General features: G+C 44.4%; 20 protein-coding genes, 1 tRNA gene, 1 rRNA gene and 1 riboswitch. Of the genes, 13 read left to right on the forward strand and 9 right to left on the reverse strand.

Going from position 1 to position 20,998, the window contains the following annotated elements; genetic code table 11:
- Positions 1 to 220 precede the first annotated feature (220 nt).
- The 9 genes from rrf to BLW49_RS27305 all read left to right on the forward strand — a co-directional run bounded on the left by rrf (position 221) and on the right by BLW49_RS27305 (position 8,698).
- Positions 221 to 337 (forward strand): 5S ribosomal RNA (rrf, locus tag BLW49_RS27265).
- A gap of 340 nt (positions 338 to 677) precedes the next feature.
- Positions 678 to 2,141: an IMP dehydrogenase gene (gene guaB / locus BLW49_RS27270; protein ID WP_076315752.1), complete on the forward strand. Its 1,464-nt coding sequence runs from the start codon at positions 678 to 680 to the stop codon at positions 2,139 to 2,141.
- Positions 2,142 to 2,491: 350 nt separating this feature from the next.
- Complete coding sequence (locus BLW49_RS27275) at positions 2,492 to 3,916, forward strand: D-alanyl-D-alanine carboxypeptidase family protein (RefSeq protein WP_371264633.1); 1,425 nt, start codon at positions 2,492 to 2,494, stop codon at positions 3,914 to 3,916.
- 533 nt (positions 3,917 to 4,449) lie between these two features.
- Positions 4,450 to 5,034: a pyridoxal 5'-phosphate synthase glutaminase subunit PdxT gene (gene pdxT, locus BLW49_RS27280; RefSeq protein WP_076315751.1), complete on the forward strand. Its 585-nt coding sequence runs from the start codon at positions 4,450 to 4,452 to the stop codon at positions 5,032 to 5,034.
- Between the two features lie 123 nt (positions 5,035 to 5,157).
- Positions 5,158 to 6,441: a serine--tRNA ligase gene (serS, locus tag BLW49_RS27285; protein WP_076315750.1), complete on the forward strand. Its 1,284-nt coding sequence runs from the start codon at positions 5,158 to 5,160 to the stop codon at positions 6,439 to 6,441.
- 134 nt (positions 6,442 to 6,575) lie between these two features.
- Positions 6,576 to 6,664, forward strand: a tRNA-Ser gene (locus BLW49_RS27290).
- Positions 6,665 to 6,794: 130 nt separating this feature from the next.
- Positions 6,795 to 7,136 carry a hypothetical protein gene (locus tag BLW49_RS27295; RefSeq protein ID WP_076315749.1) on the forward strand — a complete coding sequence of 114 codons (342 nt, stop codon included), beginning with the start codon at positions 6,795 to 6,797 and terminating at the stop codon, positions 7,134 to 7,136.
- Between the two features lie 13 nt (positions 7,137 to 7,149).
- A complete protein-coding gene (locus tag BLW49_RS27300; RefSeq protein ID WP_047914358.1) occupies positions 7,150 to 7,302 on the forward strand; it encodes a small acid-soluble spore protein P in 153 nt (50 codons plus the stop codon).
- Between the two features lie 313 nt (positions 7,303 to 7,615).
- A complete protein-coding gene (locus tag BLW49_RS27305; protein ID WP_076315748.1) occupies positions 7,616 to 8,698 on the forward strand; it encodes a hypothetical protein in 1,083 nt (360 codons plus the stop codon).
- A 147-nt stretch (positions 8,699 to 8,845) separates the two neighbouring features.
- On the opposite strand, the gene BLW49_RS27310 is transcribed toward BLW49_RS27305, so the two are convergent.
- Together BLW49_RS27310 and tadA are read right to left on the reverse strand one after the other, a co-directional pair.
- Positions 8,846 to 9,409, reverse strand: a complete 564-nt coding sequence (locus tag BLW49_RS27310) for a GNAT family N-acetyltransferase (protein WP_090728070.1) — start codon at positions 9,407 to 9,409, stop codon at positions 8,846 to 8,848.
- A gap of 3 nt (positions 9,410 to 9,412) precedes the next feature.
- The gene (gene tadA, locus BLW49_RS27315) at positions 9,413 to 9,928 is read right to left on the reverse strand and encodes a tRNA adenosine(34) deaminase TadA (RefSeq protein ID WP_090728072.1); all 516 of its coding nucleotides are present in this window, start codon (positions 9,926 to 9,928) and stop codon (positions 9,413 to 9,415) included.
- A gap of 387 nt (positions 9,929 to 10,315) precedes the next feature.
- Between tadA and BLW49_RS27320 the strand changes: the two genes are divergently transcribed.
- Positions 10,316 to 12,619, forward strand: coding sequence for a PAS domain S-box protein (locus tag BLW49_RS27320; protein ID WP_076315746.1), 2,304 nt, complete (start codon positions 10,316 to 10,318; stop codon positions 12,617 to 12,619).
- Between the two features lie 34 nt (positions 12,620 to 12,653).
- The gene (locus BLW49_RS27325) at positions 12,654 to 13,355 is read left to right on the forward strand and encodes a pseudouridine synthase (RefSeq protein WP_090728073.1); all 702 of its coding nucleotides are present in this window, start codon (positions 12,654 to 12,656) and stop codon (positions 13,353 to 13,355) included.
- Between the two features lie 90 nt (positions 13,356 to 13,445).
- On the opposite strand, the gene motB is transcribed toward BLW49_RS27325, so the two are convergent.
- Both motB and motA read right to left on the reverse strand, forming a co-directional pair.
- The gene (gene motB, locus BLW49_RS27330) at positions 13,446 to 14,240 is read right to left on the reverse strand and encodes a flagellar motor protein MotB (RefSeq protein ID WP_076315744.1); all 795 of its coding nucleotides are present in this window, start codon (positions 14,238 to 14,240) and stop codon (positions 13,446 to 13,448) included.
- Positions 14,227 to 15,027 carry a flagellar motor stator protein MotA gene (gene motA / locus BLW49_RS27335; protein ID WP_090728075.1) on the reverse strand — a complete coding sequence of 267 codons (801 nt, stop codon included), beginning with the start codon at positions 15,025 to 15,027 and terminating at the stop codon, positions 14,227 to 14,229. Before motA ends, motB begins: the two co-directional genes overlap by 14 nt.
- Before the next feature lie 147 nt (positions 15,028 to 15,174).
- On the opposite strand from motA, the gene BLW49_RS27340 reads away from it, so the two are divergent.
- Both BLW49_RS27340 and BLW49_RS27345 read left to right on the forward strand, forming a co-directional pair.
- Entirely contained in the window at positions 15,175 to 15,468 is a 294-nt protein-coding gene (locus BLW49_RS27340) for a hypothetical protein (protein ID WP_076315743.1), read from the forward strand.
- Positions 15,469 to 15,709: 241 nt separating this feature from the next.
- Positions 15,710 to 16,006, forward strand: a complete 297-nt coding sequence (locus tag BLW49_RS27345) for a 4a-hydroxytetrahydrobiopterin dehydratase (protein ID WP_047914350.1) — start codon at positions 15,710 to 15,712, stop codon at positions 16,004 to 16,006.
- 93 nt (positions 16,007 to 16,099) lie between these two features.
- Here BLW49_RS27345 and BLW49_RS27350 read toward each other — a convergent pair whose 3' ends face one another.
- The 5 genes from BLW49_RS27350 to BLW49_RS27370 all read right to left on the reverse strand — a co-directional run bounded on the left by BLW49_RS27350 (position 16,100) and on the right by BLW49_RS27370 (position 20,937).
- Entirely contained in the window at positions 16,100 to 16,462 is a 363-nt protein-coding gene (locus BLW49_RS27350; protein WP_047914349.1) for a c-type cytochrome, read from the reverse strand.
- Positions 16,463 to 16,575: 113 nt separating this feature from the next.
- A complete protein-coding gene (locus tag BLW49_RS27355) occupies positions 16,576 to 17,073 on the reverse strand; it encodes a GNAT family N-acetyltransferase (RefSeq protein WP_076315755.1) in 498 nt (165 codons plus the stop codon).
- Positions 17,074 to 17,198: 125 nt separating this feature from the next.
- Positions 17,199 to 17,666, reverse strand: a complete 468-nt coding sequence (locus BLW49_RS27360; protein ID WP_076315742.1) for a C40 family peptidase — start codon at positions 17,664 to 17,666, stop codon at positions 17,199 to 17,201.
- Positions 17,667 to 17,672: 6 nt separating this feature from the next.
- A riboswitch (cyclic di-AMP (ydaO/yuaA leader) is annotated at positions 17,673 to 17,814 on the reverse strand.
- A gap of 306 nt (positions 17,815 to 18,120) precedes the next feature.
- Positions 18,121 to 18,942, reverse strand: a complete 822-nt coding sequence (locus tag BLW49_RS27365) for a hypothetical protein (protein WP_076315741.1) — start codon at positions 18,940 to 18,942, stop codon at positions 18,121 to 18,123.
- A gap of 12 nt (positions 18,943 to 18,954) precedes the next feature.
- Positions 18,955 to 20,937: a M1 family metallopeptidase gene (locus BLW49_RS27370; protein ID WP_090728077.1), complete on the reverse strand. Its 1,983-nt coding sequence runs from the start codon at positions 20,935 to 20,937 to the stop codon at positions 18,955 to 18,957.
- Between the last annotated feature and the right edge of the window lie 61 nt (positions 20,938 to 20,998).

The following is a 20,998-nucleotide window of genomic DNA, read 5'->3' on the forward strand; positions in this document are numbered from 1 at the left end:
ATACCCAAGAAAGTGAAGCGAATGCTTCGAAGGTGAATCCGAATACTTTCTCGGGGCCCGGAACAAAACCGGGTAAACAAAGATTCTAACATCGCACATTGTTTCGTATCTAGTTTTCAGGGAGTAAATCCTTGTAAAGATTTGAAGCTGCATGTCCTTTTTAAGGATTGATATTTTGCTGGTGATGATTCGCCGAAGATATCACAGCGCAAAAATCATGTTTGGTGGCGATAGCGGAGGGGTTCCACACGTACCCATCCCGAACACGACCGTTAAGCCCTCCAGCGCCGATGGTACTTGGACCGCAGGGTCCTGGGAGAGTAGGACGTCGCCAAGCAAAGAACCACTGTCGATTACGACGGTGGTTTTTTTATTTTTTTAGCGATAAATTACTTGAAAAAGATGCATTCTATATCATAGATGGTGTAAGTTCATTGAAATACAATTCTTCGAAGTAAGAGTGTCAGTACTGGATTAAATTAGGTTTTGTCCGCATGTCAGATACACTTGTTTTTCTAGTGCAATACACTCTTTCATAGCAGGTTACTTTTCCTTGACAGTCCAAATGGGCCTTTGCTAAGATGGCAATAATATATTTTCAGAAAACGGTCGAAAGTTCTCAAATGGGGCTGATTTTCGGATCTTTAAGGCTATATAAATAAAGGAGGAACATCCTGGTGTGGGAAGATAAGTTCGGTAAAGAAGGTTTAACGTTTGATGATGTATTGTTGGTGCCTCGTAAATCTGAGGTTTTGCCTAAACAAGTTGATGTATCGGTTCGTTTGAGCGAGAATATCAAGCTTAATATTCCACTCATTAGTGCTGCAATGGACACTGTTACAGAAGCTCCTTTGGCTATTGCCATCGCAAGAGAAGGCGGTATTGGTATTATTCATAAGAATATGACAGCAGAGCAGCAAGCAGAGGAAGTGGATCGTGTTAAGCGTTCCGAGAGTGGCGTCATTACAAATCCTTTTTCATTGACTAGAGATCATTTGGTATCCGATGCCGAAGGAGTTATGGCTAAATATCGTATCTCTGGTGTTCCTATCGTGGATGATCAGCAGAAGCTTGTTGGTATCCTTACTAACCGCGATTTGCGTTTCATCCATGATTACAACATCAAAATCTCCGAAGTAATGACAAGCGAGAACTTGGTTACTGCACCGGTGGGTACAACTTTGGATCAGGCTGAAGAGATCCTGCAAAAGCATAAAATTGAGAAACTTCCTTTGGTTGATGAAACGAATACACTCAAAGGGCTTATTACGATCAAAGATATTGAAAAAGCAATCCAGTTCCCTCACGCAGCCAAAGATGCACAAGGACGTCTTGTGGTGGGTGCAGCGGTTGGTATCTCTCAAGATCTGTACGAGCGTACAGAAGCTCTGGTTAAGGCCGGAGTAGACTTGATCTCCATCGATTCAGCACATGGACACAGCAAAAACATTATTGATGCAGTTCGCAAACTACGTGGTCTATACCCGGAACTGACGATCATTGCAGGTAACGTGGCGACAGGCGAAGCGACTCGTGAGCTTATCGAAGCCGGCGCATCTGTTGTTAAGGTCGGTATTGGTCCAGGTTCGATTTGTACGACTCGTGTCGTAGCGGGTATCGGCGTACCTCAAGTTACTGCGATATACGATTGTGCTTCTGTTGCACGAGAATATAACGTTCCTATCATTGCAGATGGAGGTATTAAGTACTCCGGAGAAATTACGAAGGCACTTGCTGCTGGAGCCCATGCTGTTATGCTGGGAAGCTTGTTTGCAGGTACGGAAGAAAGCCCTGGTGAGTTTGAAATTTACCAAGGCCGTCGTTTCAAAGGATATCGGGGTATGGGCTCGATCAGCGCTATGAAGAAAGGTAGTGCAGACCGTTACTTCCAAGATAATGATCAGAGCAAGAAGCTTGTACCGGAAGGAATTGAGGGACGCGTAGCTTACAAAGGTCCACTAAGCGACACGGTTCATCAGCTTATGGGTGGTCTTCGTGCAGGTATGGGTTATTGCGGAACAGAAAATCTGGATCAGCTTCGTAACGACACGCAGTTCATTCGGATCACGAATGCAGGCTTGCGCGAGAGCCATCCGCATGACGTACAAATTACGAAGGAAGCGCCTAACTACGCTTTGTAGAATATAATTTTCTATACGGATGATTTCTTCATCATATAGAATCTTATGAATATAGACAGGCAGGTTGAAATTAACCTGACCTGTCTTTTTTTGCACAATATCGTGTGTTAAAATGAAACAGTGCTTGTTCTGCTATATGAATCGCTGTTGAAACTCTTATTTTAAACTCATTTCAACAGTGTGATAAATCTGCCTACCATTCAATGCATCTCCTGTGGCTTGGGATGACTGCGTTATAGAATATAGATTCTTAATCTCGGCACGATTGCATTCATGCATACGAAGTAACTAGATTGTTTCATTGGGTTTTGCACAACATTGATTGAGAAATTAGAGGAGGATTTATTCCATTGAAGAAATACAACCAATTATTAGAGCATTCCACTAAGGGAAAGAAGGCGAAAATGAAGAAGAGGATTGCTACGGTTATGGTCATAAACATGCTCTCCATGGCGGTGCTTCCAGCAGCTGTGTTTGGAGCTTCCGTTCCGGTAGCCACAGCAACGACAACAAATACAGATACGACAGCTGAAACGACTGCGGCAACAACAGCAGCAACAGCTAAGGTTCCGTCTCCAGACTCGGTTAATCTTAACGTGAAGGCAGCAGTATTGTTGGAGCCAACTACAGGAGAGGTGCTTCTATCTGTCAATGCGGACGAGGCTTTGGCACCTGCGAGTATGACCAAGATGATGACGGAGTACATTGTAGCTGAGAAGGTCAAACAAGGGGAGCTTTCGTGGGATACAGAAGTTACGGTCAAGAAAAACGCAGCCAGCAGTGAGGGCTCACGGATCTTCCTGGCAGAAGGGGACACGCATACAGTAGAAGAGCTGTACATAGCGATGGCTGTAGGATCAGCTAATGACGCAACCGTGGCGCTTGCAGAGCATGTCGCTGGCTCTGAACAAGAGTTTGTTAAGCTCATGAATGAAGAAGCCAAGCGGATGGGATTAACGAAAACCCATTTCATCAACTCGACGGGCCTTGACCGTGCAGATATGCCTGAGGAATTCCGTCCAGCTGAAGATCAGGAAATTACGATGTCAGCAATGGATGCAGCAATATTGGCTAAATACATCATTACTGACCATCCCGATTTTGCGAAATATACAGCGATTCCATCTCTAAAATTCCGCGAAACGGATCAAGAGCCGATGGTGAACTGGAACTGGATGCTTGAATCGAACAAAGACATTACGAACTTCAAGCAGTTTGCTTACGAGGGTCTGGATGGATTAAAGACAGGACATACGGCAAGAGCAGGCAACAATTTTACGGGTACGGCTGAACGAGATGGGATGCGCCTGATTAGTGTCGTTATGGGTGCTGATTCACAATCTAGCCGGTTTACTGAAACGAAGAAGGTGCTTGATTACGGCTTCGATAATTTTGAGGTGAAGCAGGTCGTAGCTGCCAAGAGCGTCGTTCCAGGTGCAGAAACAGCTCCAGTGCTAAAAGGTAAGGAGAAAGAAGCACCAGTCGTAACGGAACAGGCAGTGAATTTCCTCGTACCTAAAGGGACAGAGAATCCGACACCAACTTTTGAGACAAGCTTTGAAGGAGAAGGACTAACTGCACCTGTAGAGGCTGGAGCCAAAGCAGGCACGATCACGTACACTTACAAAATTGAAGGAATGGCAAGTGAACAGGTACAAACAGTAAATCTGGTAACCTCAGGGCCTGTAGAAAAAGCCGGCTGGTTCAGTCTAATGTTCCGTGCAATTGGTGACTTCTTCGGTGATATGTTCGACAGTATCAAAAATTTGTTCTAAGTGATGGTACCTCAAGCCAAATCACTTAAGTCAAATAAAATCGTGCACAGCGGAGATAATGACAATTAGACAGGCAATGAGAGCAAGATGCACTACGTTCATTTTCACGGCCAGGTGATCATCGGTTATAACATCAATTCCAGTAAAATTGTTGTATAATAAGGTTGTTTAAGGTAAAATATCAAGTTAGAATTCTATTTTATGGTCGATAAATATAATATGTTTTTCGAAGTATACACACCTTATTTATAGGGACCTATGTGGAAGAACTGTTGCATATTATGGGGGCCTAAAAAAGGATATGGAAACAAAGAACATCTCGTGTTAAAAGAGGCATGGCATAAATGCAAGAAGGCGGCGTTATCATGGGCGTCATAAACGCAGAGCAGGTAAAGTTCATCAGGTGCAACTGCGGTTATGGCTCTTGAGCGGTAGTTCAGACATTCGTGCAGTCGGTGCGCCTATGAAAGGGATTGAAATATCTAGCAGAACGTATATCCGATCGCGAATGGTAAGAGAGAAGGGAAACCGAGATGAAGATTGGTGTATTGGCGCTACAAGGTGCAGTAGCTGAGCATATTCGAAGCGTAGAGCTTGCTGGTGGTGTAGGCGTCTCTGTTAAGAAGGTGGAGCAATTAAACGAAATAGATGGTTTGATTATTCCTGGTGGAGAGAGTACAACCATCGGTAAGCTGATGAGGAAGTATAACTTCATTGATGCAATTCGGCATTTTTCCGCTGCTGGTAAGCCTATATTCGGCACTTGTGCTGGTATGATTGTGCTTGCTGAGCGGATTGCCGGCGGTGAAGAACCACATCTCGGACTGATGAACATGACGGTTTCAAGAAATGCTTTTGGCCGTCAGCGTGAGAGCTTTGAGACTGACTTGCAGATGGTTGGCATCGAAGAGACGGTACGTGCAGTGTTTATTCGTGCTCCGCTCATTCAATCTATTGGAGATGAGGTTACGGTTCTATCTACGTATCAAGATGAAATCGTGACAGCCCGTCAAGGGCATTTGCTCGCATGCTCCTTCCATCCGGAGCTCACGGATGATTACCGATTACATCAGTATTTTGTGCAGATGGTAGAGGGCAGCCTGCAACGTTTGAGATAAGTGTACTTTGAACGATCTTGCCCGGGTAAGGCACGGACACTTCTCCCACAGGCTTGTATAAGCTATGCGGGAGAAGCTTTTGCTATTTTTCAGACAAGGTTGTTTTCGTAGGAGGGATTATTCGTGTTAGATGTTAAAATATTACGAAATGACTTCGGTCGAGTAGAGCAAGCACTTCAAAACCGAGGTAAATCAGTGGAGCTTATTGCAGAATTCCCTAAACTGGATCTGCGTCGCCGCGAATTGCTGCAAGAGGTGGAACACCTAAAGAATCGACGGAATACGGTATCCGGTGAAGTGGCTAAGCGTAAGAAGAACAAAGAAGATGCAGAAGAGCTGATTCTGGAGATGCGCGAAGTATCTGATCGTATTAAGCAAATGGATGAAGAGATTCGTACGCTTGAATCCGATATCAATGATATGACGATGGCAATTCCAAACCTGCCTCATGAGAGTGTTCCAATAGGTGCTTCTGAGGATGACAATGTTGAGGTTCGCCGCTGGTCTGAAGCAAGAGAGTTCAGCTTCGCACCGAAAGCGCACTGGGATGTGGCTGGGGAGCTGGGAATACTTGATTTTGAAGCTGCTGCTAAAGTAACAGGCTCTAGATTTACTTTCTACAAAGGTCTAGGTGCACGTCTTGAGCGGGCATTGATTAACTTCATGATGGACCTTCATAGTAATCATCATGGTTATGAAGAGATTCTGCCTCCGATGATTGTTAATCAGGATAGTCTGTATGGTACAGGGCAGCTGCCCAAATTCGAAGAGGACCTGTTCAAGATCAAGGATACCGAGTATTACTTGATTCCAACTGCAGAAGTACCGGTAACGAACTATCACCGCGAGGAAATTATTCCTGCAGAAGAACTGCCTCAGAAATTTGTTGCTTACAGCTCCTGCTTCCGTTCTGAAGCCGGATCGGCAGGGCGTGACACAAGAGGTCTGATCAGACAGCACCAATTCAACAAAGTAGAGATGCTGAAATTCTCGCTGCCTGAGAACTCTTATGAAGAACTCGAAGAGATGACCCGCAACGCAGAACGTGTTCTACAGCTTCTGGAGCTCCCTTATCGCGTTATGGCGCTCTGTACGGCAGATATGGGCTTTACGTCAGCGAAGACGTATGACCTTGAAGTATGGCTGCCTGAGAGCGGGATGTACCGCGAGATCTCCTCTTGCTCTAACTGTGAGGATTTCCAAGCTAGACGGGCAAATATTCGTTTCCGCAGAGAAGCAAAGGCCAAGCCTGAATTTTTGCATACACTGAACGGATCTGGACTAGCGGTAGGCAGAACGGTAGCGGCTATTCTGGAGAATTATCAGCAGGAAGATGGAAGTGTCATCATTCCAAAAGTACTCGTTCCATATATGGGTGGAGTAGAGAAAATTACATCTAAGAAGTAAAGATGATGTCTTCTATATTGCTGATTAGGATATAAATTATAAATAACAACTTGCAATTGTGTACTAGCTGTGATAAAATAATTTTTGTTACGCGTTATATAAATGTAACGCCAAATAAAGCATTATTTTATCCTGGAGAGGTACCGAAGCGGTCATAACGGGGCGGTCTTGAAAACCGTTAGGGTGCAAGCCCACATGGGTTCGAATCCCATCCTCTCCGCCATACATAACATAATCAAGCCATTCTCTATTATAGAGATGGCTTTTTTGTTTTTATATCGGTTCATGACACGGGCAATGCATAAAAAGCAGCTGTATTTCGCACTTTATAAGGTGTGGAGGTGCTAATATAAATGAGCCAAAGTTTTGATATTGATCAAAATCAGCTTGTTCATGCCTGGCAAGAAAGACTGCCTGTCATCCTGAATCAGGGAGATCAAGCTCAGGTGCATGCCGATGAGGCGGATCAGCAAGCAATTCGTATTCATATTGATGCGGCAGGACGTCAATTGTACTCATTTGATTTTCGCTGTGCGTATGTGGACAACCGTGAAGTGAAGGTAGATCTCATTGATGTAGAAAAAGACGGGCTTCATATTGATGAACGCACCGATGCAATACAGCAGATGACGCAGGATTACACTCGTCATATCCATGAATGTGCCCAAGCGGTACAGCAGCTAACCAATCCTTAGGAGGAATTCACGAATGGGTAAGCCAAGAGCAGTTCCTGTCCCTGAAGCACAGACTTCACAAGGAGGCAAAGAGAAGCGTGATCATGCTTCGGGTCCCGCGCCGTTGTCTGGCTCCAAAAAGGTGAAGAACCGCAATCATGTGGACCATAACAATCCGGAAGGATAGTTATGGATAGCTTGTAGCTTGTAAGTGAGTAATAATAAATGCATTTTTGTGAAAAGGCCATGCTTTTAAAGCAGAGCCTTTTTTATTTTGCATAATGATGAAAATCCGCATGGTGCCAAGAGAAATCGTCGTAACCCTTAATTTGAAAACGCTTATAAAACGGTGTCGAAAAAAGACGAAATTAACTAAATTAGATTTTTATAAATCTATAGAACCAAAATTGACCAAAAGTGTTTATACTTATGAGCTAATGGTTTATTATGTTATGGTGTGATTATGGAAATGGTGGCTTTGGAAAGGGGAAAAACAACAAATGAGAAAAGGATTCACGAAAGGCTTGTTTGCATTAATGCTGTCTATGGTGTTAATTCTGGCAGGCTGCGGAACCAAGCAAGAACCGAAAGAGGCGGTACAAAGTGCGGCGACACAAGCGGCAGAAATGACCTCTTACGAAATGACAAGCAAAGTGAAAATTGACAACTTAAGCTTTAGCTCTGCAGAAAATTCCGATGATATGGCAATGATTATGTCCATGTTGAAGGATGCAGAGCTTACGGTTGATGGGGTGTTCCAGAACGATCCGATGCAAGCAGAGTTTACACTAGGCATTGCAATCAAGGGCGACATGGAGATGACCTATAACATCCCAATGGTTGTGACTACGGAGAAGGTATACGTTAAGGTACCGAACATCCCTATGCTTCCAATGCCAGAAACACTAATTGGTAAATACATTGAGCTGGATATGAAGAAGCTTGCTGAGGAAGAAGGCGTTGAGTGGAATCCAGAAGCGATGGATGTTGCTAAATCCCAGGCGCTGACGAATGAGATTAGCGAGGCAGTCCTTGCAGAATACGACCAGGAAACGTATTTCAAGAACCTGGAGGCGGATGCAGTTACACTTCCTGAGGATGTAGACGCCAAACAAATCGTACAATTTGCGATTACTAATGATAATGTGAAGGAAGCCATTACCGTCTTGGTAAACAACGCGCTGCCTAAAGTACTCGATATCATCAGCAAGGATGAATACAAAGAGATGCTCCAGCTGACAGATGAGGATATTGCAGAAGCGAAGGAAGCTCTTACAGCTACAGATCAAAGCCAAATGGCAGCAGATCTGGAAGAGCTGAAGAATTATCTGACGATCAACACATTTAACATCAATACAGCGATTAATAAAGATAATATCCCTGCGTACCAAGAAGCAATTGTGGATATCGTGATCAACGATCCCGACACAAAAGAGGTTATTAACCTTGCGCTGACAGGCACAAATCATTATTCCAAAATTAACGAAACGCCTGAATTCGTCATTGGTATTCCTGCGGGAGATGATGTAGTAACCATGGAAGAGTTCGAAGAGATATTGAACGAGTCTTACTACAGCTATTAATCCCGAATTGTTATAATGAAATTGCTATTATAAATGATGATCCGATTGAGATTCATCGGTTTTATACACAAGGAAACCCGTCAGCTCGACGGGTTTTTTATTATGGATTTTAGCGCTGCTCAGATGGTCATGCAGTTCATTGGGGCATTAGTCAAGTCCATCGTTGGGATTTAACAAAGAATAGATCTGGTGATCCTGCCAGCGGCCAGCAATCAGCAGATATCCCCGGGCAATGCCCTCTGCTACAAAGCCGTTCTTCTCCAGGACTCGGCGGGACGCCTTATTGTGAAGAAGAATGGATGCCTGTATCCGGTGAAGCTCAAGTGAACGGAAGGCAAATAAGAGGATCAGCTTAACCGCGGCGCTCATATAGCCTTTACCCATGTAATCTATATGCGTAAAATAACCTAAATCTGCATACTGAGCCACTCCACGTGCGATATTGGTGAGACTGACCTGTCCAATCAGCTTATCGGTATTTTCCTCAAAAACTCCAAAATAGTAGCCCTGGTCCTGCTCCGCTTCCTGCTGCCTGGATCGGATTCTGTTTCGCAAGGATTCCAGAGTGTAAAATTCATCTCCTCTAATGGGTTCAAAGGGGGCGTGATGCTCTCTGCTAGCCATATACATAGCCTGTAACGCTTCCGTATCTTCTATTGCATAAGGCCTGATATAGATTCCGTGTTGTGTATCTCGAAGAATTGTATCCACCTGTTATTCACCCTCCGTACGTGGCTTTCGGCGAAGCTTTCTAAAGAAGGACGTAAGCAGCGCAGCACATTCCTCCTGTAACACTCCACTTGTAATCTCGGTCTGATGATTAAATCGAGATTCCTGAAGCAAATTCATGAGCGTACCAGCGCAGCCGGCCTTCGGATCCGTTGTTCCATACACAACATGAGGGATTCTAGATTGTACGATGGCACCCGCGCACATAGGGCATGGTTCGAGCGTGACATAGAGTTTACAGTCGAGCAATCTCCATGCTTTCAAATGCTCGCTTGCTTGTTTAATGGCAATGATCTCAGCATGTGCTGTCGCATCGTATTGAAGCTCTCTAAGATTGTATCCCCGGCCAATGATCTCATTGTCTTTAACTACAATCGCTCCAATAGGCACTTCACCTAATGCCTCTGCCTTTATTGCCTCACTTATGGCTTCTCTCATCCAATACTCATCTGTGAATAAAAAATCCTCGTCTTTACCGATTTGGGACTGAAATTCGTTCATTTATGCGGTTCCTGCCTTTCCTTATTCCAATTATCCAACGAACAAATATTCGATTGTTAACATGTTGTGCATAACTCTGTGGATAACCTTGTAGTTGCTAACAAGTTTGTACACATATTATCCAAAGGCCTGTGGATTTGTGCACAAATATGTGTATTATTTTTCATATCGCGTTTCGAGCCTATTTAATTAATTGTAGATTTAACCTCAGGATATATCAAATCAATAAAGAGAAAATTCCTATAAATTACTGCATAGTTACGAATCAGATTCCTTTTCAAATAGACCACTTAAAGGTATGATGGTTTTATAAATACATAAAGTCCTAAGAAGTAGTAAATAAAGTCACATTTCGCCAGGATATGAGCCAAGAGGTGAGCTGAAGTCTTGTCCATTAAAATAAAATTATCTTTAGTAATGTCATTCTCGGTACTCATTATACTCGGGCTCAACATTGCATTAAGCTATTACACAACCCAGGAGAATTTACAGCAGGATAGTGAGAAGCGGGCCGTTTCGGCTGCCAAGCAAATTGCACTTGCGGTGGAGCAGAATCAGAATAGCACGGAGTCCATTAAGAAGCAGATATCCAAAAACATATGGCTGGCTTCCATTATAGCAGCCAATCAATTAGATCCCGATATCAAGAACGTCACGATAGAGCAGCTAGAACAGTTAAGTGAAGAAACCGGAGTTACCGATATTTCTCTCATGATTCAAACAGAGGACGATATCATTGTGAGTAAATCCTCTGACCCGAATGAGATTGGCCTATCTACCAAGAAAATGACCTATTGGTACGAGGCTTTTAAACAGCTGTTTGCCTTCAATCAAGTAACAATACCTCAGGGAATTACCTATGACCACTACTGGTCCGATGGATTCGAATATGCTACTTCTGACCCGGATAACATCAATATTTGGGGATATTATCACGACGGAGAACGCAATTATATCATTAACCCTTTTCTAAATGCGTCTGAGGTGGAAGACTATGTTGTGTTCTCAAGTCCGGATGGAATGATTGAGAAGGTAAAGGATGTGAATCCATCCATTCTATCCATTGCAGGGATTAATCCGTCCACATTTGGACAGCCCTCTATGGCACCTGATGGGACAGATGAGCTCAACTATAAATTTGGGACTCGGCCAATTATGTTCGGCTCGTATGAGTATGGGCAGATCAAGGAAGATGGCACAGCGATTCATAAAGCGATGGAAACCGGTAATAATGTGTCTTATGTAGCGAACGTGGATAATAAGAAAGTATTAAAGAATATGATTCCGATACCGAACCCAGAAGGCGGCTCTTACATCATAAGTATTATTACTGATTATCAGGAGATCCAGGGTGTTATAACAGAGCAGCTGGTTAGTCATATTGCCGTTTCACTCGTGTTATTGGAGATTGTCATATTTGGCAGCTATTTATTGGCCTCTGCATATACAAAACCTATTCAAATTGTACTCTCTAAGGTAAATGAGGTGGCAGACGGACACTTCAATATTGGATTGCAGCTGAAGCGTCATGATGAGCTCGGTCAGCTGTCTAACGGCATTAATGCGATGATTCGCAATCTCGGTCATTACACGAATCGTCTTAAGCAGATGTATGAGGAAAATCGAGCAGTGAAGGAGCATCTTGAATCGGTTATTAACCAGACGGCAGATGCCATTCATATTACAGATGAGAACAGCAATGTAATTCAGGTAAACCGGGCTTTTGAACAATTATATGGCTGGACTAGTCAGGAGATTGTCGGCAAACCGCTGACCAATGTACCTGATGAATTAATCGTCGAAGAAAAGGAACGGATACAGAAGCTTCATGAGGGCCGAACCGTTCCTTATATCGAATCCTATCGTTTAGCCAAGGATGGCAGTAGAATTGAAGTCAGTGTGAGCACAGCACCAATCAGGGACAACGAAGGCAGAATTACCGGATTTATTAGTATTTCCAGAGATATTACGGGACGCAAGCAGATGGAGGAAATGCTCCGCAGGTCAGAGAAGCTGACGACCGTTGGACAGCTGGCAGCAGGTGTAGCCCATGAAATTCGTAATCCCCTGACAACACTTCGTGGCTTCATTCAGCTGCAGCAGCAGACCAAGAAGCTGAATCCGAGGCATATTGACCTTATGCTGTCAGAGCTGGATCGGATTAATTTGATTGTCGGTGAGTTCCTCATATTGGCTAAGCCTCAGGCGGTTAATTTCCAGCAGAAGGACATCCGGTTTATTATGGGAGATGTCATTTCTCTGCTCGACAGCCAGGCTCATATGCACGGCATTGAATTCGATATTGAGGCAGAAGGACCATCGATTGTGCATTGCGGAGAGAATCAATTAAAGCAGGTGTTCATCAATATATTAAAAAATGGAATGGAAGCTATGCCGAATGGAGGAACCATTCGTATTGCGATCTCCAAGACTCCGGATGAGCAGATTAGAATTCAAATAACGGACCAAGGCATCGGGATTCCGGAGGAAATTATGCATAAGCTTGGGGAGCCGTTCTTTACGAATAAGGAAACAGGAACCGGACTCGGACTTATGGTCTGTCAGCGACTAATTCAGGCTCATAAAGGCACGATGGAAATTGAAAGTGAGAAGGGCAAAGGAACAACGGTAACGATTCTTTTACCCGAGGTCGAAGATGGTGATACCGACCTTTCTGATGTTGTCATGTAAGTATCCAGATTTTTAATGTTAGGTGAGTGAATCAATGCGAATTAATAAATTTATTAGTGAGACGGGTTATTGTTCCCGAAGAGAGGCAGACAAGCTGGTAGACAGCGGTAAAGTAACAATTAACGGAGTTGTGGCTGTGCTGGGCAGTCAGGCAGAGGAAGGGGACGAAGTGCTGGTTGATGGGAAGCCGCTGCGTGCCAAAGGCAACACCGTATATATTGCATTAAACAAGCCTGTCGGCATTACTAGTACAACAGAGCAGCACATTGAAGGGAATATCGTCGATTTTGTAGGTCATAAAGAACGCATTTTTCCTATTGGACGGTTGGACAAGGATTCAGAGGGTCTGATCTTAATGACGAATGATGGAGACATCGTGAATAAAATTCTGCGCGCTGAAGGAAAGCATGAGAAGGAATATATCGTGACTGTGAACAGGCCGGTGACAGAGTCTTTCCTGAGAGGAATGTCCAGCGGTGTGAAGATTCTAGGTGAGAGAACACTGTCTTGTACGGTGACTCGCATCTCCGAGAAGACCTTTCGCATCATTCTGACGGAAGGAAAGAATCGGCAAATCCGGCGGATGTGCAGTGCGTTTGGATATGAAGTGCGTAAACTGAAGAGAATTCGAATCATGAACATTCATCTCGGGTCGCAGGCGACAGGTACCTGGAGAGAATTAAGCGAGCAGGAGAAATCGGAGTTAGGGAAGCTATTGAATTACAAGCTGTTCTAAACAAGTATGAGCAATGACCATATAAGAAAGCCTCCATCAAGAGTGGAGGCTTTCTCATTTATTTGACCTATTCGCTGTTCGGTTGATTAATTACTCCACACTCATCGTGTTAGAGCTGCCTGTGTATTTTCGAATAATTGAAATTTCGACACGTCGATTCTGGGCTCGCCCTTCTGGTGTATCATTAGAAGCGACAGGGTGATATTCACCATAACCGCTAGGTGTAAATTTCGAAGGATCCAAATTCGTGTTCAGCAGCATAATTTTCAAGAAATTTAATGCCCGGTCGCTGCTAAGATCCCAGTTGTCATTGTATTGTGCATTGTTGATAGGCATATTATCCGTGTGACCGGTAACAATGACATCATAGTCAGGAAATTGCTGAAGCATGCGGGATATATTCTTAGCTAGAACTCTTGCCTCGGGCTTCACTATCGCTTGCCCTGAAGCAAAGACAGCATTGTCCGCGATGGTGATCATAAGCTGTGATTGATTGAGCTTGGTATCCAGCTGATCAGTGAGACCATTCTTGCTTATATATTGATCGAGCTGCTTCTTCAGCTTCTCCAGCTCTTCCTGCTCTTGCTTCGCGAGCTGAGCCTCTTGAGAAGTCTCCGGATTTTTGGGCGGAGTCGATTCATTGCCTAAGTCCATGCTGGGATCGGTGGGGAAGGCAGACTTGTTATCCAGAACGCCTGTACCGCCATTAAGTGCACTGCTTAGAGCACTCGCCATTTGTTCAAACTTCTGAGCGTCAATGGAGCTCATGGAGAACAAAGTGATAAACAAGGCAAGAAGCAATGTCATGAGGTCAGAGTAGGGCAGCAGCCAGCTTTCGTCTACATGCTCTTCATGCTCTTCATGTCTTTTCTTAGTCTTTTTCACCTGTACTTCCCTCCTTGCTTGCAAGCTCTGCACGTTCGCTCGGGGTCAGGAATACGGACAACTTCTGATTGATCGCAATGGTGGATACACCGGATTGGATGGACAACAGACCTTCGACCATCATTAATTTAAGCTCGGCTTCTTTTTTGGAAATACGCTTGAGCTTATTCGCAATAGGGTGCCAGAGCACATATCCTGTAAATATACCTAACAGGGTCGCAATAAAGGCAGCAGCGATGGCATGAGCCAGCTTGTCCATATCACTCAGATCGCCAAGGGCGGCGATAAGACCGACAACCGCGCCAAGAACACCAAGCGTAGGAGCATACATACCCATTTGAGAAAAGATCAATGCACCTGTCTTGTGTCGTTCCTCTGTTGCGTGAATGTCCTCCATCAAGACGTCACTGACAAATTCCTGATCATTGCCGTCTATAATCATACGCATCCCGCTGCGCAGGAAATTATCGTCAATTTCGTCTACTTTTGCCTCGAGTGCGAGGAGTCCTTCGCGACGTGTAATGGATGCCCACTCCGAGAACATGCTGATCAGTGATACCTTATCAATCATCTTCTGCTTCATGAAGACAATCTTAAACAGCTTGGGTATTTTTTTGACCTCTGACATGGGGAAGGCCATAAAAATGGTAGCTATCGTACCACCGAAAATAATCAGGTAAGCTGCAGGGTTGTTCACCAAATTAATAAGTGGTGCACCCTTAAAGATCATACCTACAACTAGGGACACTAACCCTAGTATCAGTCCAATAATTGTTGAAATTTCCATCATACACCTCATCCATGAGATTTAATCTGAATCCTTTCAAGATATCCCTTTGATTTATAATATTTATCGACACGTTATTCATTTTTGTGAAGGGTTAATTTTCCGGTATAATAGAAACACGATACTAAAAATGGAGTGAACACACATATGGGCGTAAAACATGGACGTGAGTATAGCGACATATTAGAAGATTTGATAAAGGCTATTGCAAAAATTCCGGATCGATATACTTTCTTCGAGATGGAAGAAGAGGACTGGGAGCGGCTTGGAGCCGCAGACCGACGCGAGGTGGATGAAGCGCTTGCAGAAGATTTGTTCTACGCGCTGGGAAGCGAATCCATGATCACGGTTGGAAGTGGGGTCGTGATTCACGATAAGGAAAATCATCGTCTGAATATATTGATAGGCGAGGATGAACTGGACTTTGTAACCCTGATTTAGGGCTAATGGGGCGCTGGAATTAGGATCGCTTACATGATAAGATGGAACACGATAAGCCGTTTACCAGATAGCAAACGGTTCCTTATTGTAAGATATCAGTAAATATAGAGATAGAATTGCACCTAAGCTTGCTGATATGCTTAGCATTCTTTTACTGCATTTATTGCAGTGCCTGTATTTACGTGAGGCACCGGGTCTGCTGAATGTAAGTACGTCTTATCAAGGAGGTTAGATTGAAGCGATGGTCTTTACACAAGAGGAAGTAGAAGCTCATCTAGATAAACTTGAGGGCTGGGAATACGAAGAGGGGCGCTGGATTGTCCGTAAGTTCACGTTTACCAGCTTCATGAAGGGGATTGCCTTTGTTGATGAAGTCGGATTAATATCCGAAGCATTCAATCATCACCCTTTTATCACCATCGATCATAAAGTGGTCACACTGCGGCTCACTTCATGGGATGATGGAGGAATAACAGCGATCGATATTAAAGAAGCACAACAATATAATGAAGCTTACGATAGAATGATGCAAAATTAAGCTGCAATGGAATTAACAAAACACGCCTGTAGGAGTGCGTTCTGATGACAGATACAAACTCTTGCAGGCGTGTTTTATTTAAGTTATATGATTCTACTTCTTCTCGGCCAGCCACAAAGCAAGGTTCGCAATCTCTTCTTCTGTGAGCTGACCTTCAAACGCCGGCATCCCGCCGCTTGTGCCTTCACTAATAATCTGGTACAGCTTATTGGCATCATGCTCTGCACCAATGGTTTGCAGTGACGGTCCCATACCGCCTTCCAGTTGGTTACCGTGACAAGTAATACAGCTTGCCTTCGCCTTCTCCTCAGCAGCCGCAGCGTCTAGCGTTACCTCGGGCATTGCCGGAGGCTGTTCCTCTTCAGCCACATGTTCTCTTCCTGGAACCGTAAACATTAACACGAGGGCAAAAGCGCAAGCGAAGAAAAATAACCCACTCATGATCCATTTCTTCATTCGTTGTGTCCTCCTACTATGTACAATCCTTCATTTATTATAAAGGATCATGAACCTGCTTCATAGTATTTTATGGTAAATATTTAAACAAAAGTTAGGAGAGACAATCATGTCTATTTGAGTTTTACTCCGGTATACACCATACAGAAGAACAACTTAGGACCCTCCGGTGTAAGACGCTCATAGGTATCATGAATGGTAAATCCCGCTTTTTCATAAGTGCGGATCGCTCTTTTATTCCAGGTGAGAACTTCAAGATCAATCTCATTCTGCGGCTGCCGGGAAGCAGCCTCCTGTACAATGGTGCTTACAAAGGGAGCCCCTAACCCCTGCCCACACAGGTCAGGTCTCAAGCCTAGACCAAGCCGGGTCACACCGGCTAGAGGAAATAATTGTGCGAAGCCATATAGCTCACCAGTATCATTTACAATGGATAAATACTGTGTATCTCGGAGCTTAGGGTCGCCGAATTCAATCTCAAGTGCCTTCATCTGCTCCCAGGGCAGCCAGCCGTATATGTTATAAGGAGGTTCGTACTGCCAAGTGCAGATCTCAGCTGCATGCTCTTCACTCATAGGAAGGGCATGAAAGGTCGTTCCTTTCTGCGTCATGTCATCGTCTCCTTTGCCATCCCTCATCCAATAGTCATCCCTAATATAATATAAAAAGCCCGAAGATGGATTACTATTTAGTAATCTAATCTTCGAGCTATAGGGTCGTTCCAGCACAATGTTGCTTAATCTAATGCAGCAGTTTCGTATTCTTCCGTACTCATGATACGTTTTGCACCAATGTAACGTTTCTCATAGTAGCTCTCGTCCAGCTTGCTGATAATAACTCCTTTGGAGGAGGAAGCATGTGCAAATTTACCGTCACCTACGAAGATGCCGACATGGGATACACCATTTCCGCTTGTGTTAAAAAATACAAGGTCGCCAGGTCTCATCTCAGAACGGGATACAGACTTGCCCATTTTGTATTGAGAACCAGATTGATGAGGCAGATCGATGCCGAGTTTATCAAATACATACATGGTAAAACCAGAGCAATCAAATCCGTTTAAAGTCGTACCGCCATATTTATATTCGGTTCCCTTAGCGTTATCAATGACCTTGTCCATTTTGGAATCGGCGAATGCACTTCCTGTTCCGATGGAGAATGCAATAGCAAGACTCAGTGCTGCAGCAGTTAGTGACTTTTTCAAGAAAAAATAATCCCCTTCCAATGCCTGCGAGGTTAGCTTAAGGATTCGGTAGAAGGTTCCCCTATGATCACTTACGTTGCGAGATCAATTCACCCATAAAAGTGGTTCCCCCGCTTCCCAGATGCCAGGAATTTGGCTGTTCTAATGATGTGCACCTGTGAAAGTCGCTCACTCTTGTAAGACTATGTACTTAGTTAGTTAGTAAAAGTTACAACAATTATTACAAAGTTGTTACTAGAAGTTCTGGGCCTATTGTAACAGAGATTGTGTAAATTTGGCAATCGTTTTTTAGATAAAATATTACAAAAAACAAGCCTCACTCTAGGAAAAGAGCGAGACTTGTGAACTTTTTTGACGTTAAGCAGTCGGACTTAATTTCTGCTATGAAAGCGTTGTATTCGCGCTGGAGTGCGGTTTGGACAAGAGAGGTAGGATATTAATTGAGACAATAAATTCAGGCATCTTCGCTATTGGATCGCCAAATACTGAATTGAGAACTAATCTTCCATACATTGATGAGTGATCGAACGAGATGATAAGACTGCTGAAGAATCAGGGCTAAAAGTCCTGTCCATATGAGAGATACGGCCGTGAAAGCACTGAACAGCAGAATGGCAAGTGTGCTAAGTGTCAGGGCAACTCCAGTGACAGGAAGTGCATGACGGAGGCAGATCCATACAGCACCAAGGCCGCTTCGATTGCCTGTCAGTCCAAACTGGACATATAGGAGCAGCTGCTTGATGATGTAGGCATAAACGATCCATAAGATGACGTAAGGAGCCGCCTGCAGAAGAAGATTCTGATTGTAGACTGCATTCATGAGAATGGGGAGCACCTTTGGAAGGATCCAGTAGGCAGGCAGCAGCAGCAATATGATCTCAATGAGATAGAGTAACGATGTCTTTTTCCAGTGCTTAAGTGTCCCTCGAAAAAAGGAGAAGCCTTTGGTGCTTGACTCTTCATGAAGGCTGTGGAACAGACCCGCCCGAATCAGTGGAGTAATGAGCATCCTTAAAATGAACATGAGGACAAGCAGCCATACATATTCATGGACTGTGGAGCTGGTGCTCAAGCTGATCTGCCCCTCTAACCAGAACAAGATCTGGCTGAGCTCATGAGGAGGGGGATCTGGATAGCGCATAAGCAAGGGGATGACCGCAGAGGACACGACTTTGTACAGAAGAACACCCCATAGCAGCTGGTACAGAAACAAGAAGATGACGATTAGAAAATGACGCTTCACTAACTTAAAACCTTCGGAGAGATAAGATTTCATCCACTATACACCTCACCATGACAGACTTCCGAGCAAGAGCTCCAACACTTTGGTAATACTGATATTAAACCGGGTCTCCAATACTTCATCTCCTTCAGCTTTTAAGTAGTTGTTCATATGCTTGTTCTCAAGTGTGATGGAGTACTCAGGATCAACCATTGCCCAATCCAGCGGAGATTTGTAAGTCAGGTTGTAGATGATTTCTCCACCTTTACCGTCCCATACCTTGCGAATCATATGCCCGTCTGCAAAAGTAAATACGATAGGAATCTCTGAGTAATCGCCTGCATTCTTCGCCACTCTGATCGAGGAAATATAGCTTGGCTCCTCGGATGTCCCCTGTTCCTTGATGGCGATGGAATCTACGGAGAAATCAGCCATTTGGCTGCCATAAATATATTGGTCAAAATAGGTGTCCCACGATCTGCGGGTAACCTGCTCTACAACCTTTTGGAATTGAGCAGTCGTCGGATGCTTGAACCGATACTTGGCTGCATAGGTAGCCATAATCTGATCCATCTTCTTGGTACCAACCTGCTGTTCTATACCCAGGAGGACGAGTTTGCCTCTTGTGTATACATTCTCTGCATAGTGATTATGAGAGTCATACTTCCAGGCTTCCTGTGTAAGTGGAGCAGGCGAGCTCATCGATGCAGATTGCAGCGGCAGATTGGGAGTTAGACCATATTCCTGTTCCATTAGGCGATCTTCTGCATAGGAGGTGAATGCTTCATCCAGCCAAGCTTCTTCAAATTCATTGCTCGCGATCATGCCATAGAAATATTGATGGCCAATCTCGTGAATGACGGTTCTCTCGAGCTCATAACCAGGAGAGGTGTCATCCGCGCCAAAGGCAGTAATCAGTGTCGGATATTCCATTCCTCCCGCGCCATTCGCTTCTATAGGAGGAACAACGATGGACAGGGTAGAGTAAGGGTACCTTCCGTACCAGTCGCTGTAATTAGAAAGTGCAGATTTGGCTGCGTAAAAATAGCGATCCTTCAGATCCGCATGAGCCGGATCAAGATACAGCTTAATGCGTACTCCCGGAACATTTGGTGAGGAGAATGGCTCCTCAGCTACGATAAAGTTCGGTGAAGCCGCCCAGGCAAAATCATGAACATCATCAGCATAGAACTGGTAAACCCTCTGGCCATCCTGCTTCGTATAAGGCTTGGTCGGGAATCCGGTTGCAGCCACGATATAATCTTCGGGGACCTTTATCCGTACACTGTAAATTCCGAAGTCGGAATAGAATTCTGAGTTCCCGTGATATTGGTGGAGGTTCCATCCTTCGGTTGTCCGATTACGTCTGCCAGCAGGCTCGTAGACACTTATTTTAGGAAACCACTGACCTGCCATGACAAATTCATCTGCTGTACCCATCCGGGCAAAAATTTTAGGCAGCTCGACTTCAAAGGCTATGTTCAATGTAATGCTTTCGCCTCCTTTGACAGGCTTGGGCAGACGAACCTTCACAAGACTGCGGTCGTTCATATTGCCATCGTCCGGCTGAACATACTGAATGCGGTGTAATAGGGACAATCCTTCTATCGTTTTGATCTCGGTAAGCTTCATGGAGCCATAGCCGTCCTTCGGCATAACATCACCTCGAAGCTTTCCGCCGGACTCCTTCATAAAGGTTGTCTGATCAGAGGAGAAAGCATTGGGATATAGATGAAAATATAATTCATTTACGGTTTTGGTTCCCGGATGAGTCCAGGTCATGATGGAGGTGCCTTTTAAAGTGTTCTCTTCGGTCAGCTGCACGTCAATGTGATATTCGACAATGCGGTCGCTCAGCACTTCAGCTCGAGGAGTTTGAACGCTTTCCTGTACCGGTGCAGGTGCTGGATTAGCCCCAGGCTTGGCCGTATTTGGTGCGAGAGCAGGTAGAGCATCCGGGGAGCCGCTTAGACTGAGCAGCAGTGTGCCGCCAAGGACACAGACAGCAATAATAGAAGATAGAATAACTTTCGCGCGAACTGGGGTCATACATTATATACCTCCCGTTGACAAGCATCTAAGGCATGTATATGTTTGCAACGGGACAAAT

The organism is Paenibacillus sp. PDC88 (genome assembly GCF_900106725.1).
Classification (GTDB): domain Bacteria; phylum Bacillota; class Bacilli; order Paenibacillales; family Paenibacillaceae; genus Paenibacillus; species Paenibacillus shunpengii.

What these genes read in the sequence shown, in the direction of transcription:
- pdxT (WP_076315751.1), top strand. Translation starts at nt 4,450, where the DNA reads ATGAAGATTGGTGTATTGGCGCTACAAGGTGCAGTAGCTGAGCATATT.
- BLW49_RS27295 (WP_076315749.1), top strand. Translation starts at nt 6,795, where the DNA reads ATGAGCCAAAGTTTTGATATTGATCAAAATCAGCTTGTTCATGCCTGG.
- BLW49_RS27300 (WP_047914358.1), top strand. Translation starts at nt 7,150, where the DNA reads ATGGGTAAGCCAAGAGCAGTTCCTGTCCCTGAAGCACAGACTTCACAA.
- BLW49_RS27305 (WP_076315748.1), top strand. Translation starts at nt 7,616, where the DNA reads ATGAGAAAAGGATTCACGAAAGGCTTGTTTGCATTAATGCTGTCTATG.
- tadA (WP_090728072.1), bottom strand. Translation starts at nt 9,928, where the DNA reads ATGAACGAATTTCAGTCCCAAATCGGTAAAGACGAGGATTTTTTATTC.
- BLW49_RS27325 (WP_090728073.1), top strand. Translation starts at nt 12,654, where the DNA reads ATGCGAATTAATAAATTTATTAGTGAGACGGGTTATTGTTCCCGAAGA.
- motA (WP_090728075.1), bottom strand. Translation starts at nt 15,027, where the DNA reads ATGGAAATTTCAACAATTATTGGACTGATACTAGGGTTAGTGTCCCTA.
- BLW49_RS27340 (WP_076315743.1), top strand. Translation starts at nt 15,175, where the DNA reads ATGGGCGTAAAACATGGACGTGAGTATAGCGACATATTAGAAGATTTG.
- BLW49_RS27345 (WP_047914350.1), top strand. Translation starts at nt 15,710, where the DNA reads ATGGTCTTTACACAAGAGGAAGTAGAAGCTCATCTAGATAAACTTGAG.
- BLW49_RS27350 (WP_047914349.1), bottom strand. Translation starts at nt 16,462, where the DNA reads ATGAAGAAATGGATCATGAGTGGGTTATTTTTCTTCGCTTGCGCTTTT.
- BLW49_RS27355 (WP_076315755.1), bottom strand. Translation starts at nt 17,073, where the DNA reads ATGACGCAGAAAGGAACGACCTTTCATGCCCTTCCTATGAGTGAAGAG.
- BLW49_RS27365 (WP_076315741.1), bottom strand. Translation starts at nt 18,942, where the DNA reads ATGAAATCTTATCTCTCCGAAGGTTTTAAGTTAGTGAAGCGTCATTTT.
- BLW49_RS27370 (WP_090728077.1), bottom strand. Translation starts at nt 20,937, where the DNA reads ATGACCCCAGTTCGCGCGAAAGTTATTCTATCTTCTATTATTGCTGTC.